This is a genomic window from Serratia sp. MYb239, from assembly GCF_002966855.1.
GTDB classification, from domain to species: domain Bacteria; phylum Pseudomonadota; class Gammaproteobacteria; order Enterobacterales; family Enterobacteriaceae; genus Serratia_B; species Serratia_B rhizosphaerae.
The window spans coordinates 1,388,443-1,403,329 of record NZ_CP023268.1 but is presented as its reverse complement, the minus strand read 5'-3'; the positions used below and the strand labels follow the sequence as shown (position 1 = coordinate 1,403,329).

At 54.2% G+C, this 14,887-nt stretch carries 16 protein-coding genes and 2 pseudogenes; 12 read left to right on the top strand and 6 right to left on the bottom strand.

Annotated elements, in window-relative coordinates:
* The first annotated feature begins 517 nt into the window (after nt 1–517).
* The 11 genes and pseudogenes from CLM71_RS06775 (at nt 518) to CLM71_RS06720 (ending at nt 8,495) form a co-directional block, all read left to right on the top strand.
* Nucleotides 518–1,315, top strand: coding sequence for a carboxymuconolactone decarboxylase family protein (locus CLM71_RS06775; protein WP_105230317.1), 798 nt, complete (start codon nt 518–520; stop codon nt 1,313–1,315).
* Nucleotides 1,316–1,415: 100 nt separating this feature from the next.
* On the top strand, nt 1,416–1,772 hold the full coding sequence (locus CLM71_RS06770; protein WP_105233242.1) for a cyclophilin-like fold protein: 357 nt from the start codon (nt 1,416–1,418) through the stop codon (nt 1,770–1,772).
* 305 nt (nt 1,773–2,077) lie between these two features.
* Nucleotides 2,078–3,055: a DUF1852 domain-containing protein gene (locus CLM71_RS06765; protein WP_105230316.1), complete on the top strand. Its 978-nt coding sequence runs from the start codon at nt 2,078–2,080 to the stop codon at nt 3,053–3,055.
* Nucleotides 3,056–3,084: 29 nt separating this feature from the next.
* Nucleotides 3,085–4,107, top strand: a complete 1,023-nt coding sequence (locus tag CLM71_RS06760) for a methionine synthase (protein ID WP_105233241.1) — start codon at nt 3,085–3,087, stop codon at nt 4,105–4,107.
* Nucleotides 4,108–4,670: 563 nt separating this feature from the next.
* Nucleotides 4,671–5,465: a hypothetical protein gene (locus tag CLM71_RS06750; RefSeq protein WP_105230314.1), complete on the top strand. Its 795-nt coding sequence runs from the start codon at nt 4,671–4,673 to the stop codon at nt 5,463–5,465.
* Nucleotides 5,466–5,534: 69 nt separating this feature from the next.
* Nucleotides 5,535–5,678 (top strand): annotated as a pseudogene (locus CLM71_RS24215) (LysR family transcriptional regulator); the annotation flags it as partial.
* 44 nt (nt 5,679–5,722) lie between these two features.
* Nucleotides 5,723–5,986, top strand: a complete 264-nt coding sequence (locus CLM71_RS24210) for a hypothetical protein (RefSeq protein WP_234008624.1) — start codon at nt 5,723–5,725, stop codon at nt 5,984–5,986.
* Between the two features lie 100 nt (nt 5,987–6,086).
* Nucleotides 6,087–6,434: an HNH nuclease YajD gene (gene yajD, locus CLM71_RS06735; protein WP_105230313.1), complete on the top strand. Its 348-nt coding sequence runs from the start codon at nt 6,087–6,089 to the stop codon at nt 6,432–6,434.
* 209 nt (nt 6,435–6,643) lie between these two features.
* Nucleotides 6,644–7,027: pseudogene (locus CLM71_RS06730) on the top strand (transposase); the annotation flags it as partial.
* A 123-nt stretch (nt 7,028–7,150) separates the two neighbouring features.
* The gene (locus CLM71_RS06725; RefSeq protein WP_187043446.1) at nt 7,151–7,561 is read left to right on the top strand and encodes an ASCH domain-containing protein; all 411 of its coding nucleotides are present in this window, start codon (nt 7,151–7,153) and stop codon (nt 7,559–7,561) included.
* Between the two features lie 235 nt (nt 7,562–7,796).
* Nucleotides 7,797–8,495, top strand: coding sequence for an RluA family pseudouridine synthase (locus tag CLM71_RS06720; protein WP_105230312.1), 699 nt, complete (start codon nt 7,797–7,799; stop codon nt 8,493–8,495).
* Between the two features lie 65 nt (nt 8,496–8,560).
* Here CLM71_RS06720 and CLM71_RS06715 read toward each other — a convergent pair whose 3' ends face one another.
* The 5 genes from CLM71_RS06715 to CLM71_RS06695 all read right to left on the bottom strand — a co-directional run bounded on the left by CLM71_RS06715 (nt 8,561) and on the right by CLM71_RS06695 (nt 12,100).
* Nucleotides 8,561–9,100, bottom strand: coding sequence for a DUF2058 domain-containing protein (locus CLM71_RS06715; protein ID WP_105230311.1), 540 nt, complete (start codon nt 9,098–9,100; stop codon nt 8,561–8,563).
* A 287-nt stretch (nt 9,101–9,387) separates the two neighbouring features.
* Nucleotides 9,388–9,900, bottom strand: coding sequence for a GrpB family protein (locus CLM71_RS06710; protein ID WP_105230310.1), 513 nt, complete (start codon nt 9,898–9,900; stop codon nt 9,388–9,390).
* A gap of 143 nt (nt 9,901–10,043) precedes the next feature.
* The gene (locus CLM71_RS06705) at nt 10,044–10,415 is read right to left on the bottom strand and encodes a DUF1493 family protein (protein ID WP_370446974.1); all 372 of its coding nucleotides are present in this window, start codon (nt 10,413–10,415) and stop codon (nt 10,044–10,046) included.
* Nucleotides 10,416–10,487: 72 nt separating this feature from the next.
* On the bottom strand, nt 10,488–11,120 hold the full coding sequence (locus CLM71_RS06700) for a LysE family translocator (RefSeq protein WP_105230309.1): 633 nt from the start codon (nt 11,118–11,120) through the stop codon (nt 10,488–10,490).
* A 41-nt stretch (nt 11,121–11,161) separates the two neighbouring features.
* Entirely contained in the window at nt 11,162–12,100 is a 939-nt protein-coding gene (locus CLM71_RS06695; protein ID WP_105230308.1) for a DMT family transporter, read from the bottom strand.
* A 136-nt stretch (nt 12,101–12,236) separates the two neighbouring features.
* On the opposite strand from CLM71_RS06695, the gene CLM71_RS06690 reads away from it, so the two are divergent.
* Entirely contained in the window at nt 12,237–12,674 is a 438-nt protein-coding gene (locus tag CLM71_RS06690; protein WP_105230307.1) for an Lrp/AsnC family transcriptional regulator, read from the top strand.
* Here the strand turns inward: CLM71_RS06690 and dinG are convergent.
* Nucleotides 12,671–14,872, bottom strand: a complete 2,202-nt coding sequence (gene dinG / locus CLM71_RS06685; RefSeq protein WP_105230306.1) for an ATP-dependent DNA helicase DinG — start codon at nt 14,870–14,872, stop codon at nt 12,671–12,673. The two genes, CLM71_RS06690 and dinG, sit on opposite strands and share 4 nt — an antisense overlap.
* Nucleotides 14,873–14,887: the final 15 nt, after the last annotated feature.

Genomic DNA, 14,887 nt, shown 5'->3' with positions numbered 1-14,887 from the left:
GCAACGGTGCATTGCCAACGGTAGCAAGAGGTGTAAACACGCCGCCTGCCGCACCTCTCGTAAAAATATTTTTAAATCAATTAGTTAATTAATTACTCGTTAATGTTAATACTTAGCGGTGCAATTGTTAACAATTGTAATCCAAGCGTTGATGAGGGGTTGTCCGGCGTTGGTAGCCCGTGACCCACTTTCTATTGATTAACGCAAGCAAGTGGTTGCAACGGGCACTTGCCGACCAGGCTGCCTTCGGGCCGGGATTCCGTATCTATGACTCCAGCCAGCCCCCGTTACCGACGGGCCTGCACCTGTTGATCGAGCGAGTTAAAGAGTTTCTCCCTCGCTCTTTAACGGCTTACGGCCATTGATGAAAAAAATTCACAACTCCATTCGATAACGGCTACTGGTTCCGCCGCGGCCGCTGCCCTAACCTTACTGCCAATAACGTATTGGGCTGGCAGCCAATTGCCGGGATACCCGCGCCAGACGTCTATCAATTGAACGCCAAGGAGATGTTGCGATGAAAAAAGTGATAGCGGCTGCAGCGATATCGCTGGTTCTCGCAGATTTTGCGCATGCCGATGAAAAAAGAGGTGAAACCATGTTGAAGATTACCCCATCAAGCCTTTCCGTCGCCGATATACACGCCGTTTCCCCGGCCTTGGCCCACTTCGGCAATGAAGTTATGGCTGATGACCTCTGGCTGCGTACCGAGCTTTCGCCACGCGATCGCAGCATCGTCACCGTCGCCATGCTGATTGCCAGAAACCAGCCCGCCGAGCTCAGGCACTATGTCGGGGTCGCGCTCGACAGCGGCGTGACGGCGGCGGAAGTCTCGGAAATTATCACCCATCTTGCTTTCTATTCCGGCTGGCCGAATGCGATGTCGGCAATTGCGGTGACAAAAGAGATCTTCCAGGCGCGCGGGGTCAGCGCGGCGACGCTGCCCGAAGCCTCTCCTGCGCTTTTGCCGCTCAATCAGGAGGCTGAACAGCAGCGTTCAGCAACCGTGGAAAAAAATGTCGGCCCCGTCTCCCCCGGGCTGGTCAAATTTACCGCCGATCCGCTCTTTCTGGAGCTGTGGCAGCGCCCTGCACTCAAACCCCGGGACCGAAGCCTGGTGACGGTCAGTGCATTAATCGCATCGGGCCAGAGCGCGCAAATTGGTTATCACCTTAACCGGGCAATGGACAATGGCCTGACGGCTGAAGAAGCCGGTGAAATCATCACTCAGGCCGCCTTCTATGCCGGATGGCCGAATGCGTTTTCTGCCGCGCCGGTTGTGGGTGACGTGCTGCGCGCCCGCGTATCGAACTAAGCAATCGGTAATTTAAGGAGAAGCGATGAGGACGGCTATATGTACCCTTTTTCTCCTGATGTTGGTTTTTGTAGCAAATGTGAACGCCGGGGAGAAGACGGTGAAGATTCAATTTAATTATCACGGCAAGACGGTGATTGGCTCGCTTGAGGATAACCCGGCGTCCCGGGAGTTTTTGGCGATGCTGCCGCTCACGGTCAAGATGGAAGACTATGGCGCAGTTGAAAAAGTCGCATGGCTGCCGGACAAGCTCAATAAGGCAAATACGCTGCCGGCAATCACACCGGCTACCGGTGATATTGCGTACTACATCCCCTGGGGAAATTTAGCGATATTTCGCCAGGACTTTCGTCATTCACCAGGTTTGATAAAACTCGGGCGCATCGACGAAGGGCTGGCAGCATTACAGCAATCAGGCTCGGCAGAAGTCCGCATAACCCGGGTTGAAAAACAGTAACGACAGTACGACATCATGCAGCCGGCCGGCATCCCCCTGCATACGTCAACGGGGCGCAGTCAAGCATCAGGCCGCGCCCTTTCATCGCGTTGCGCAGCCAGCCGCTCCCCGCCTCCCCCAGAACATGAAGATGGCTCATGTTGTTATGAAATTAAGTCGCTTTCACTCCTCCCATGGCTCTGGCATAAATTATGCAATATTAACGAATTGACAACATGAAGACGGATAAACGAGAAACCGGCATTCCCCGGAACCTCCGAGAATCCATCCAGTTTTCACGTCAGAACCCAGGATGCAAGATCACGATGACTCAAGATTTTACATTTACGATTAAGCGCAGCCAGTTTGATGAAAACTATAACCCTGCCGAAAGCACGCGTATCACCACCAACTTTGCCAACCTGGCCAGAGGGCAAAACCGCCAGGAAAACCTGCGCAATACGCTCACGATGATGAACAATCGCTTCAATAACCTGGCCTATTGGGATAACCCGAAAAGCGATCGTTATGCTGTCGAGCTGGACATTATTTCCGTTGAGATGCGCATAGAGGGGAGCGGTGCGGCTTTCCCCGTGATTGAAATATTGCAAACCCATATCGTCGACAAGAAAACCGACGAACGTATTGAAGGTATCGTCGGCAATAATTTCTCTTCCTACGTGCGTGATTATGACTTCAGCGTGTTGCTGTTGGATCACAACAAAAACAAAGCAGACTTCAACATTCCGGAGAATTTTGGCGTATTGCACGGCAACATCTTCAAATACTTCGTTAACTCACGCGAATATCAGGAAAGCTTTAAAAAACAACCGGTGATCTGTTTAAGCATCTCAAACAAAGACACCTATCACCGGACGGGCAACCAGCACCCGGTATTGGGCATCGAGTACCGGCAGGATCGCTCTTCGCTGACCGACCAATATTTCAAAAAAATGGGCCTGCAGGTGCGCTATTTCATGCCGCCAAACAGCGTTGCGCCGTTGGCATTTTATTTCTCCGGCGACTTACTGCGTGATTACTCTGACCTGGAGTTAATCGGCACCATCAGCACGATGGAGACGTTCCAAAAGATTTACCGCCCGGAGATTTACAATGCGAACTCTGCCGCCGGTCTGTGCTACCAGCCCAGCCTGAATAATCAGGACCATTCGCTGACGAAAATTGTTTATGACCGGGAAGAACGCAGCCGGCTGGCTATCGAGCAGGGAAAATTTACCGAAGAGCACTTTATCAAACCATACCAGAATATTCTTGAGCAATGGTCTGCTAACTACGCGCTTTGATTAACCAAAAAATAGAAGGCTATCTGATTATGAAAACATTGCTCCCGACCTCCACCGCCGGCAGCCTGCCTAAACCTTCCTGGCTGGCGCAGCCTGAGACGCTGTGGTCTCCCTGGAAGTTGCAAAATGAAGAGTTAATCACGGGTAAACAGGATGCGCTGCGCCTGTCTCTGGACGATCAGCTGCGGGCAGGGATTGATATTGTCAGTGACGGTGAGCAAACGCGTCAGCACTTTGTCACCACGTTTATTGAACACCTGAGCGGCGTTGATTTTGAACAGCGTCAGGTGGTTAAAATCCGTAATCGTTATGATGCGAGCGTGCCGACCGTGGTTAGCGCCGTGGAACGCCAGAAACCCGTGTTTGTTGAAGACGCCAAATTCTTACGCCAGCTTACCAAACAGCCGATTAAATGGGCCCTGCCCGGCCCGATGACGATGATCGATACGCTGTATGATAACCACTATAAAAGCCGTGAAAAGCTGGCCTGGGAATTTGCCAAAATCCTCAATCAGGAAGCCAAGGAGTTAGAAGCCGCCGGCGTCGATATCATCCAGTTTGACGAGCCTGCGTTTAACGTTTTCTTTGATGAGGTGAACGACTGGGGCATCGCCGCGCTGGAAAGGGCCATTGAAGGCCTGAAATGTGAAACGGCGGTGCATATCTGCTACGGATACGGCATCAAAGCCAATACCGATTGGAAGAAGACGCTGGGTTCCGAGTGGCGACAGTATGAAGAAGCGTTTCCCAAGCTGCAAAAATCCAATATCGACATCATCTCGCTGGAGTGCCACAACTCGCACGTTCCGATGGATCTGCTGGAACTGATTCGCGGCAAAAAAGTGATGGTCGGCGCCATTGACGTGGCGACCAACGTTATCGAAACGCCCGAGGAAGTGGCCGATACCTTGCGTAAAGCGCTGCAGTTCGTCGATGCCGACAAGCTCTATCCGTCAACCAACTGCGGCATGGCGCCGCTGGCCCGTCAGGTCGCCAGCGGCAAGCTGCGCGCGTTAAGCGCCGGCGCGGAAATCATCCGCCGCGAGCTGTAAGCCAGCGCGCGTTGCCAGGCGCACCCCATATCAGGCGATCGGCAGCGATCGCCTGATTTTTTCTGCCCGCCATGTCGTTTAGGGTACCGGCTGCCGGCACATCCTTATCATCCTGACCCCCAGGGAACAACAGAGAAGTACTGATAACAATTGCAACGACAATCATAAGAAGCACTTGACCATTTAACGTCCATCCCCCGCCAATCCCCCGGTTCGTAACCTGATGCATAGAGCATCCGACGCCGCTCGTTATGCAGCGTATCGCCGATCGCCACGCCCCTGCCACAGTGCAGTACGGCGATGGCCTATACACCATGCCAGCCGCCAGCGTATGGCGTCAGTCAGGTCAAAACTAGCCATACTGGCCAGGCTTTACTATAGTTAAAACAATCTTAACATTTGTGTGATTTTCCTTCCCTTATTGAAGGCCTTTGACATGCGGATTGGAGTAAACAAAAGCGGGATAAGCAGAAATACCAATAATTAAGTTGATGACACCATTAGCACCTTTAAGAAGATTGCGTTCAATTTGCGTACTATTTAAATATTAATATGGGGGTTTCATGCTACACGTGAAGATTTTCGAAAAAAATGAAATTTATGGAAAGAATGTTGTCAACTTACTCAGCGATCTGCACGAAAAAATATTCTCCCCTCCCGGTAACATCACGTCAGATGACATCATCTCGGCGTACATCCACCCTGCCGCGACCATCAGCAAGATTGCCATTTATTATGATGATAGGATCCCCGTTGGCTTTATGTGCATGCAGCGATACGAAATAGAAATAGATAAAAAAAAGTTAAACGTTTTTCGCAGTCAGGTCGGGTTATTGAAAGATTACAGAAACAAAAACATCGTTAAATTAACCTACTTAAGATTTGTGATTTCAGAGATGTTACGCACCCCAAGAAAATCACTCTTCTTTGAACTATGCATCCACCCCTCCAGCTATTGTTCAATACTCAAGAAAGGTTGCAACAGAAATAAAGCATGGCCAACAAAGGAAAATGCGCACCAAAATAGACCGATGAAGGATCTGTGTGAGACATTACTCAATAAGTTTGATCTGGAGATAAAAAAAGAAAATGGCGTCTTGATTCATAACGATGGACTAGGGCCAACCCGTGTCGAAAAAAAACCGAAAGGGGATATAAGTAGTGACGCTAAATTTTTTATAGAGACAAACCCCGGCTATGTAAACGGCGATGGACTAGCCATCATTTTAAGCCTTTCAGTGAAAGATATTCTGGTTAACATCTTCCACCAGACGTTGAGTAAAATAAATCGTAAATTGATTATCAGACCGCCTAATGGTCAAGAGGAATCCCCTCAAGAGAAACCTAATGAAATATAATGTTCACTGCCGCTTTTGCGATAGGCAGAAATGCATAACAGGAAAGCACGCCACCAGACTCCATGGCGTTTGATAGCCAGGACGCTGCAATCTGGCGAGCTGGTCAGCGTATTGCCAGACCACCGGTTACCTGACCGCTTCCTTTATGCCGCCTATCCCGATGCGCGCTTTATCCCACGGAGGGTCAGAAGCATCAGCCGCGCGATCGAGTAATTGCTGCCTGAAATTACCGAGAACGGCTGAAAAAAATTCCGGCGTTGCCACGCTTCCTGGCCCGCTATCCCGACATCACTCTGGAGCTTATCACCGGTGTAAATACCGCATCGGTGGTGCGCAATGATGCCGATATTGCCCTGCGGCTGATCCGTCCCGAACAGAACACCTTAAAGAAAGTCAGAGTAACAAGCCGCTGCCGGCGCATCGCGGCCATAGCCCCGCCTTCATCCGCGCTGAGCAAACAGCCGACGTTCTACTGTGCCACCTGGGCTCTCTGTGTGGACTGCCCAGCATCGACATCATGACGGGCGCTGACGCCCACGGCCAGTAGACGTAATATTCTCCTGCCGTCCCGTTTTGGGATATATTGTGACTATTATTTCTTGCTAACAGGTAACATCGGCAATGGCTTTTATCCCCAAAAACTACGCGCGGCTGGAAAGCGGCTACCGTGAAAAAGCACTCAAAATCTATCCGTGGGTATGCGGGCGCTGCTCACGGGAGTTTGTTTATTCAAACCTGCGTGAATTAACGGTTCACCATATCGATCACGATCACACCAATAACCCGGAAGACGGCAGCAACTGGGAGCTGCTGTGCCTGTACTGCCACGATCACGAGCACTCGAAGTACACGGAAGCCGACCAGTACGGCACCACCGTTGTGGCGGGGGAAGACGCGCAGAAAGATGTCGGCGCGGCCACCTACAACCCGTTTGCCGAGCTACAGGCAATGATAAACAAGAAGAAATAAGAGCGGGTCTGTCAGTTGCTGACTTGGGCTACCCCATCAGGCGGTTATGGGCGAGGTATAGCCATTCGTACCCTGAGAATTACACTTTGAAGTGATTCAGGATATGCGCTTACTGGTTACGAATATTGAGCGGGAATCATGTGATGATCGCCGCTTTTCTTTCGAAGAACATGGAATGCATACCAATCCCCGATGAAAAGGAGTTGGTGATGACTACGATTAATCAGTTTGCTGCACATGTTGATCTGGACTGTGGTCAGTCCAGTCTATGTTCAGGTTAAAAACGGTGAACGTGTTTTTCATGTAATTGAACATACGCCGGAAGCACTTGATATCTGGCTGAAAGCGTTGAATGAAAAGTGAACGGTAAGATTGCAGTCGCTGTTGGACTCAAAAAAGGCTCAGTGGTGTTCGCGCTACAAAAATACCTGTTTATCACCATTTTCCCTGTCCACGCTTTGTCCCTGGCTCATTACCGGCAAGCTTTCCCGCCTAGCGGCGCTAAAGATGACCCGCAGGATGCCGAGCTGGCATTAGAGCTAATGCTGCGCTATCCCCAAAAGATAAAAGCCATTAAACCCGACAATGTGAATACCTCAGGACATGGAGCTTGAACTAGATACCAATACGTAAGCATCAATGTTAATGTCAGGCCAAATCATACTCAAAAAATGTATGGAATTTCTTTGTTAACATGCGATTAAGAAGGTCTTCTGATGTCTGAGATTGATGTATTAAAAATGAAGTATCCAGGCGCAAATGCCTGGCAAGTGGGGGATAGTCAAGAGCTGGCCAACGAACTCGCGACCCTTATTATAAAAGGGATTAAAACGGCCTCATGTGGATCTTTTTCATCTTATCAGCAGGAAGAGTCTGCACCCAAAATTGGGAGCCATAACATCATCCTTGATGGTCAGAATATACCTGTATGTGTTATCAGATTGGTTTCGATGCGACTGGTGCGCTTTTGTGATGTTACCGAGGAGTTTGCCCGAAAAGAGGGCGAAGGCGATTTAAGTCTCGAGTACTGGCGGAAAGAGCATCAGCGATTTTTTACTCGGGAAGGTTATTTTTCTGATGATATGGAGCTGATCACAGAAGAATTTGAGGTGGTTGAGGTTCTGTGAAACTGGCAGTTGCATTTTATGGCGAGTGAAAGAACGGCAACTGTTACGACGACGCAAAATATTTACTCGCCCTCAAAGGATAAAAGTTTGCCCTTACTGAGGCTATAAAAACTTGCTGAATGTCTCAGGGCGAGGAGCGGACGCTGCGATTTAAAAGACATCAGGCGAAGCGCGGATTCGCCAACCGGCGGGAAATCCGCTATTATCCGCTGCCACTCTCCCCCCGGGCAGCCTGATGTCTACGATTATCGATACCTTTATTGCCCCGCCGTGCCATGAGCAGATAGACATCCTCTATCAGGACGATCACCTGGCGATAATTAATAAACCCGCCGGGCTACTCAGCCTCTCCGGCAAAAATCCGCAAAATCTCGATTCGGTGCATCATCGGCTGGTACAGCTATTCCCCGGCTGTACGCTGGTTCACCGCCTGGATTTCGGCACCTCCGGGCTGATGGTGATTGCCCGCAATAAGGCAATCAATGCCGCCCTCTGCCGGCAGTTCAGCCAGCGCACGGTAACCAAGGTGTACGGCGCTCTGCTCTGCGGGCATCTGGACAACGACGAAGGGGTGATAGACGCAGCGATAGCCAAAGACCCGGCGCTGTTCCCGCTGATGTCGATTTGCTCAACCCACGGTAAACCCGCCAGATCCCGCTATCGGGTCATCGAACGTGTTGAACATACGGTGGAGGATGGGCGGTTACTGCCGGTGACGCGGGTACAGCTGATCCCGGAGAGCGGGCGTACTCATCAGTTACGCATTCACTGCCAGCTGCTGGGCCACCCGATTCTGGGCTGCGACCTGTATGGCGGCCTGCTGCTGCCGGGCACCGAACGGACGCCGCGGATGATGCTGCACGCCAGCGAGCTGCATATTGTTCATCCCGTCAGTGGGGAAGCACTTAATATCCGGCATGCCTGCCCGTTCTGACCACGTCGGCTGCGGTATGAAAAGTCCGTCAGGACTTTCCATACGCCGGCAGCGGCAACACGTGCTTACCACATCAAATCGTCAGGCACTTTAAAGTCGGCATACGGATCGTCTTCATCCTGCTCTTCCTCACTCAGCGCGCTGTTTAACACAATGCTGTTTGCATCGCGCTGGGCAATTTTATCGGCGACGCTGGCGGGGATAATGGCGTATTCACTCTCACCGTTGCTATCAACGGCCAAACGCGCGATGGCAAGACGGCCGCTGATCAACTGGGTTTGCGTGGTCTTATCCACATACACTTTCTTAATCAGACTGCCATCGGTGAAGTTAAAGCCGATATCGCCCTTTGCCGGCACGATGCGGTTCATCTCAATCAGCTGCTTCACCTGCGCCTTGTACTCTTTGGCTAACGCCGCCTGCTTTTGCTGCTCGCTGAGCTGCTTATCGCGCTCCAGCTGCGCTTTTTTATTCTCTTCCACCGCCTCTCTGGCCTCACGCGCCTGAACCCGTGATTTCTTCGCCGTGCGTTGGACCTTGGCCGCCTTTTTGCTGGTCACCAGCCCTGCCTTCAGCAGCTGCTCTTGTAAGGTGAGTTTTGCCATCTTCGTTTCTGAACCCGTTGAGAAATTTGTGGGGATTATAGCGGCATTGGTGGAGGGGGGGCTAGGGTTGTGTGGTTTGGGCGGGGAGTGGGGAGAGCTGAGAGGAGTGAGCCGGGGCGGGAGTGAACTGAGTGCAATGTCCACGCCCGACATAAAGCTAAGCGGCAGCTATGAGCGAGGTGCGGACGTTTCATAACGCATATAGGAAAAGTTGGCGGGCAAGTTACTCCCTAAGATAGGGCATTTGCATTATGTTAAACAAAACATCACAGTGGCAAACTCAATATCTATCGTTCCAGATCAATCAGAGCACGTTGCAGATGATGCTCTATAAAGTTCGTTTTTAATGCGCTATAACGATGTGCATCATTCTTACATAGCAATGCTGCTGTACGCTTTATCTCAGCGTAATCACTTGCAATATCACTGTTTTTCCTCAGATAATCGCGGAAAGAAAGATGTTTTAGTATCTGAATGTCCCCTACTGAAAACGCATGCACTTGATGGCTACGCTGATCCCCTCCCTTAATGAAGTACCGGCGTCCTGCAATGCCGTTTTCACCGCGAGAAACGTATCCGGCGTCGACCATTGCAGAGTTGCATTTATCCAGTTGGTTGATATCGGCAACTTCCAGAAGTATATCAATCACTGGCTTTGCTGAAAGGCCAGGCACTGACGTACTGCCAATATGATGAATCTTCCTAACCACGTCACCAAGCAATGCTTGTAGCAGAAAATTTTCAGCGTTAAACATAGCAGGCCATTTTTCATCGTATGGCTCCACAACGATTTCCCGCATGAATGCCTCTTCTTTTCCGTCAAATTATTAGCATAAGAGTAGCTAAAGTACATTGAGGCGACAACGTCCGCTCCTGGCACGAAGCCGACTGTTGAATAGGATTGCTTCGAAATAATAGCAAGTCCCTATGCAGAGAAACCAAACTACCCATCCACCCACCTTCCCGCCCTGGCAGACTCCATCAGCATGGCAATGGTAAGCGCTTCAGGCTCTTGATATTTTTTCCTCTTACCCCAGGGGCAAAGCCAGGCAATCACAGCGGAGGTTACGCTGATTTCCTGCGGCCAATACTTCATAAAGTTAAACCCTGAGCTGTCAACATTGAACAACTCAAAATACTCTTCCATGATTTCCAGGCCATCCTCCCAGATCCAGGGATACTTGCCCGTCGACAGGCTGGTGTCTGACGTCAGCGGTTTCTTCTTGCTGAAAGGCGTGCGCAGGTTCCACTTCGCATCGTACCAATCAAAAACTTGCTGGCCGATATCGGCGTTGTCCGGTTTTTTGTCCATCATCTGTCATCCTTAACCTGCCACCGCCCTGCTCCACCGGCAGCAATTACGGCCCCCGTAAACGGAGGCCTTCCCTCACGACTGCCGGCTGGACAGCAGCAGCTTGCACGCCAGCGCGGCGAACACTCCGCTCAGCAGATAGTTCGGCCAGCGCGCGTTGATACAGCGGCCTGCGAAACGGTTCTTCATGCCGCTGACCAGCATAATCACGCCGCCGTTGACCGCCAGCCCCACCAGATTCAGCACCGTCGCCAGCACCAGCATCTGCACCACCACCGAGCCGGCCTGCGGGTTGATAAACTGCGGGAACAGCGCCAGCACAAACAGCGCCATCTTGGGGTTAAGAATATTGGTCCACAGCCCCTGACGGAAGATGCGTCCGACCGCCACCGGCGCCAGACCGGCGGAAGCCTGCAGACTGCCGCCCGAACGCAGCGTTTTCCACGCCAGATACAGCAGATAGGCGGCCCCCATCACGCGCACCGCGTCATAGGCCAGCGGCATGACAACAAACAGCTGCGACAGCCCCAGCGCCGCCGCCAGCGCGTGGCAATAGGTGCCAAGCTGAATCCCCGCCAGTGAGGCGAAGCCGGCGCGTCGCCCCTGGCTGATGCTGCGCGAGGCGATAAGCAGCATATCCGGCCCGGGGGTGACGGTCAGCGCCAGACTGGCGGCGGAAAACAGCGCTAAGGTAGAGATGTCGATCATGATGTTCCCAATAAGGTTAGCCAAATGAGCAAGTTATTAATCTACCTCAGCGACGGCGTTTTTCCAGTTTCGGCGTGCGCAATGCCGCATTTTTCAGCCGCAGGCTGCGGCCGACGGCGTTCGCCCAGCAGGTTCATCCCGGCGGCGGCCAGCAGAATCAGCGCCGCGCCGGCCAGCTGCGCCAGCGACAGCTGGTGCGCAAAGGCCCAGCGGTCCACCAGCATGGCGGCGACCGGGTAGATAAACGACAGCGAACCGGTCAGGTGGGTCGGCAGCTTCTGGATGGCGCCGTACAACAGCACAAACATCAGCCCGGTGTGCACCACGCCCAGCGCCAGCAGCATGCTCCACTGCCCGGCGCTGGCGTCGGCGTGGAAGTCCACCAGCGGCAGCAGCATCAGCGCGCCGACGCTGACCTGAATCAACACGATCAACTGCGGCGGCGTACCGGTCAGGCGCTTGGCCGCCAGCGCCGTCAGCGCATAGAAAAACGCCGCCCCCAGCGCCAGCAAAATCCCCCACAGATACTGGCCGCCCGCGCCCGCCTGCTGCGGCTGCGCCAGCACCACCAGCATCATGCCGGCAAAGGCCAGCGCCAGCCACAGCAGCTTGCGCGCCGTCAGCCTTTCCCCCAGAAACAGCGCCCCCAGCCCCACCAACATAAACGGCTGGGTGTTATACACCGCCGTCGCGATGGAGATCGACGCATAGCGGTAGGCGCTGAACAGCAGCAGCCAGTTCATCACCAGCGCCATGCCGCCGGCAACGGCAGTCAGCAGCGTCGCCCGCCGCAGCCCCGGCGCACGCAGCTGTCCGAGCAGGCCGCACACCAGCAACAGCGCCAGCGCGCCGATGGCGCAGCGCCAGAACACCACGTTAATCACCGGCTGGCCGGACATCAGCACAAACCAGCCAATCGAACCGGAAATCAGCATCGCTGCCACCATCTCCAGCGAACCGCGTTTTATCTCTGCCTTCATCGTCTGTATCCCCTGCGTCAGTGATTGCATTAGCTTGCAACCTTTTGCCGCTGCGCTCCATAGCCAAAATCAGGCAGATATGCTTAACTTCCTTTTTATTAAAGGCTGAATACATTACTTACCTAACAAGGTTGCTATGGATATTATCGATCACCAAATTCTGGCGCTGCTGGCGGAGGATGCGCGCATGTCGCTGAAAACGCTGAGCGCCAAAGTGGGGCTGTCTTCGCCGAGCACCTCAGAACGGTTGCGGCGGTTGGAGGAGAGCGGCGTGATTCAGGGCTACACCCTGAACGTGAATCTGCAGGCGCTGGGCTACAGTTTTCAGTCGCTGGTGCGCCTCAAGCCGCTGCCGGGCATGCTGAAGAAGGTGGAACAGATGATTGCCGCCATCCCGGAGGTGGTGGAGTGCGACAAGGTAACCGGTGAGGACTGCTTTATCGTGCGGCTGGCGACGCGCTCGCTGGAGCAGCTCGATCAGATCCTGGATCGGCTGGCCGAGCAGGCGCAGAGCAATACCTCGATTGTAAAAACCACGCCGGTGAAGCGCCGCCTGCCGCCGCTGGCCGTTTAACGGCGGCGACGGCGGGTGAACGGATTGCCCTTCTTTTTCTCTTTTTTGGCCGCGTCGGCGGCCGATTTCAGCGCCGCCAGATGCGCCTTGTCGGCCTCCGGCACCGCCCGCTGTTCAATGGGGAACACCGGCAGCGCCGCCAGCAGGCGTGAGCCGTAGTTTTTCGTCAGCAGGCGGCGGTCGTAAATCATGATTTCGCCATGGCACTGATTGCTGCGGATCAGCCGGCCGACCTGCTGGATCAGGTTAAACGAGGCGCTGGGCAGGCTCTGCACTTCAAACGGATAGCGCTTCAGGGTTTTCAGCCACTCGCCTTCGGTGAGGATCACCGGGCTGTCGATCGGCGGGAAGGCGATTTTGTGAATATGCACCTGCGTCAGCAGTTCGCCCTTCAGATCCAGCCCTTCGGCGAAAGACTGCAACCCCACCAGCACGCTGGCCACACCCTTCTCCACCCGCTTGCGGTGCTCTTCCACCAGCCGGTAGCGCGGCTGATCGCCCTGCACCAGCAGCATCAGCCGTAAATCGGTGACGTAGCTAAGGAAGGTCTGCATCGCCCGGTTGCTGCTGAACAGAATCAGCATCCCTTTGTGCTGCCCGCCGGCCACTTCGGCGCGGAAGCAGCGCGCCATCTCTTCCAGATGCTGCGCTTCATTAGCCATCGACGGTTCAAACTGCATGGCGGGAATCACGATTTTGCCCTGCTCGACGTGGTTGAACGGCGAGGAGAGCACCTCAAAGCGGTCGCCGGCCTTTTCGTTCAGGCCGCTCATCTCCTGCAGACGGGCGAAGCTGTTGAGCGAGCGCAGCGTCGCCGAGGTCACCACCACGTGCGGCACGTTGCGCCACAGCAGCTTCTCCAACTGGTCGCTGACGCGGATGCCGACGCAGTGCAGATACAGATGGGTAACGTTATCGCGCACCTCGCGCGTGACCCATTTGGAGATCGGCGCGTTGGAGGATTTATCCATCGCCGCCAGCTTCCACAGCTTGCTCATCGCTTCCAGATAACCCAATGTGCGGCTCATCTGCAGAATCGTGCGGTGCAGGCGCACAATATCGTGCTTGCCGGTCTGTTCGCTCAGGTCATTGAGGATAAACTCCGCCAGCCCGCGCAGCCCGTCGGTCAGTTTGAACAGCCGCGCGCAGCTCTCCACCATCTCCGGCGGCAGCGCGCCCATCTCAAAGCGGTGCTCCGCCGCCGCGCCGTCTCCCGGTAGGTAAGCGCTTACCTGATGCTCAAAGCCCTGCATCAGCTCGCGCAGCTCCTCGCAGTGGTTTTTCAGCCGTTCGATGTTCGCCAGCCCCGGCGGGTTCTTCGGCCGGTACTGGGTCATGCACAGCTCCACCTGCCGCACGATCATATCCAGCTGCAGGTTGGCGGACAGCGCGGTGATTTCCCCTTCCATCTCCAGCGCGTCGCGCGCCACCTCCGGCAGGTGGTGGCCCTCGTCCAGCACCAGCAGCAGCTCTTTGGGGTTAGGCAGTACCGATTCGCTCTCCAGCGCCGCCATCACCAGCGCGTGGTTGGCGACCACCACGTCGGCGCTCTCAATCTCTTTGCGTGCCAGATAAAACGGGCACTCGCGAATATAGTGGCAGTTACGCCCCAGACAGTTGGCCTTGTCGGTGCTCAGCTTGCTCCACAGCGTGTCGTCAATCGACAGCGAATAGTGGTCGCGCAGGCCGTCCCACTCGTGGCGGGCCAGGGATTTGGACAGTTTCTGGCACAACGCCTGCTCTTCGCCGTTGGAGGGCGCCAGCTCATCCTCGTCGAGATACAGCATCAGATCGCCCTGCTCGGCGACGTCGGTGCCCATCGCCGCCAGGTTGCGCGGGCAGACGTAGCGCCGGCGGCCGAACGCGCCGGTAAACTTTAAGTCCGGGATGATTTTCTTCAGCAGAGGCAGGTCTTTACTGTAAATCTGGTCCTGCAGCGCCACGTTGGCGGTGCTGACCACCAGCGGTTTGCCTTCGTCGCGCCCGACGGCGATGCCGGGAATCAGGTACGACAGCGTCTTGCCGACGCCGGTCGGCGCTTCAATCGCCAGATGGCGCGAATAATCGCCCGCCAGCGTCTTGGCGACTTCGGCAATCATCTGCCGTTGCGGTGCGCGGGAAATAAAGTCCGGTATTTGCTGCTGCAGGGCTTTGTACCACTTGCCGATCTGATCTTTTACTGCGGAGGTGAGCGCCATTCAACTCTTATCTAA

Bases quoted from the DNA above. Each gene is read 5' to 3' on its own strand.
- CLM71_RS06725 (WP_187043446.1), top strand. From the start codon at position 7,151: ATGTCTGAGATTGATGTATTAAAAATGAAGTATCCAGGCGCAAATGCC.
- CLM71_RS06750 (WP_105230314.1), top strand. From the start codon at position 4,671: ATGCTACACGTGAAGATTTTCGAAAAAAATGAAATTTATGGAAAGAAT.
- CLM71_RS06715 (WP_105230311.1), bottom strand. From the start codon at position 9,100: ATGGCAAAACTCACCTTACAAGAGCAGCTGCTGAAGGCAGGGCTGGTG.
- CLM71_RS06705 (WP_370446974.1), bottom strand. From the start codon at position 10,415: ATGATGGACAAAAAACCGGACAACGCCGATATCGGCCAGCAAGTTTTT.
- CLM71_RS06690 (WP_105230307.1), top strand. From the start codon at position 12,237: ATGGATATTATCGATCACCAAATTCTGGCGCTGCTGGCGGAGGATGCG.
- CLM71_RS06695 (WP_105230308.1), bottom strand. From the start codon at position 12,100: ATGAAGGCAGAGATAAAACGCGGTTCGCTGGAGATGGTGGCAGCGATG.
- CLM71_RS06700 (WP_105230309.1), bottom strand. From the start codon at position 11,120: ATGATCGACATCTCTACCTTAGCGCTGTTTTCCGCCGCCAGTCTGGCG.
- yajD (WP_105230313.1), top strand. From the start codon at position 6,087: ATGGCTTTTATCCCCAAAAACTACGCGCGGCTGGAAAGCGGCTACCGT.
- CLM71_RS06765 (WP_105230316.1), top strand. From the start codon at position 2,078: ATGACTCAAGATTTTACATTTACGATTAAGCGCAGCCAGTTTGATGAA.
- CLM71_RS06760 (WP_105233241.1), top strand. From the start codon at position 3,085: ATGAAAACATTGCTCCCGACCTCCACCGCCGGCAGCCTGCCTAAACCT.
- CLM71_RS06720 (WP_105230312.1), top strand. From the start codon at position 7,797: ATGTCTACGATTATCGATACCTTTATTGCCCCGCCGTGCCATGAGCAG.
- CLM71_RS06710 (WP_105230310.1), bottom strand. From the start codon at position 9,900: ATGCGGGAAATCGTTGTGGAGCCATACGATGAAAAATGGCCTGCTATG.
- dinG (WP_105230306.1), bottom strand. From the start codon at position 14,872: ATGGCGCTCACCTCCGCAGTAAAAGATCAGATCGGCAAGTGGTACAAA.
- CLM71_RS06775 (WP_105230317.1), top strand. From the start codon at position 518: ATGAAAAAAGTGATAGCGGCTGCAGCGATATCGCTGGTTCTCGCAGAT.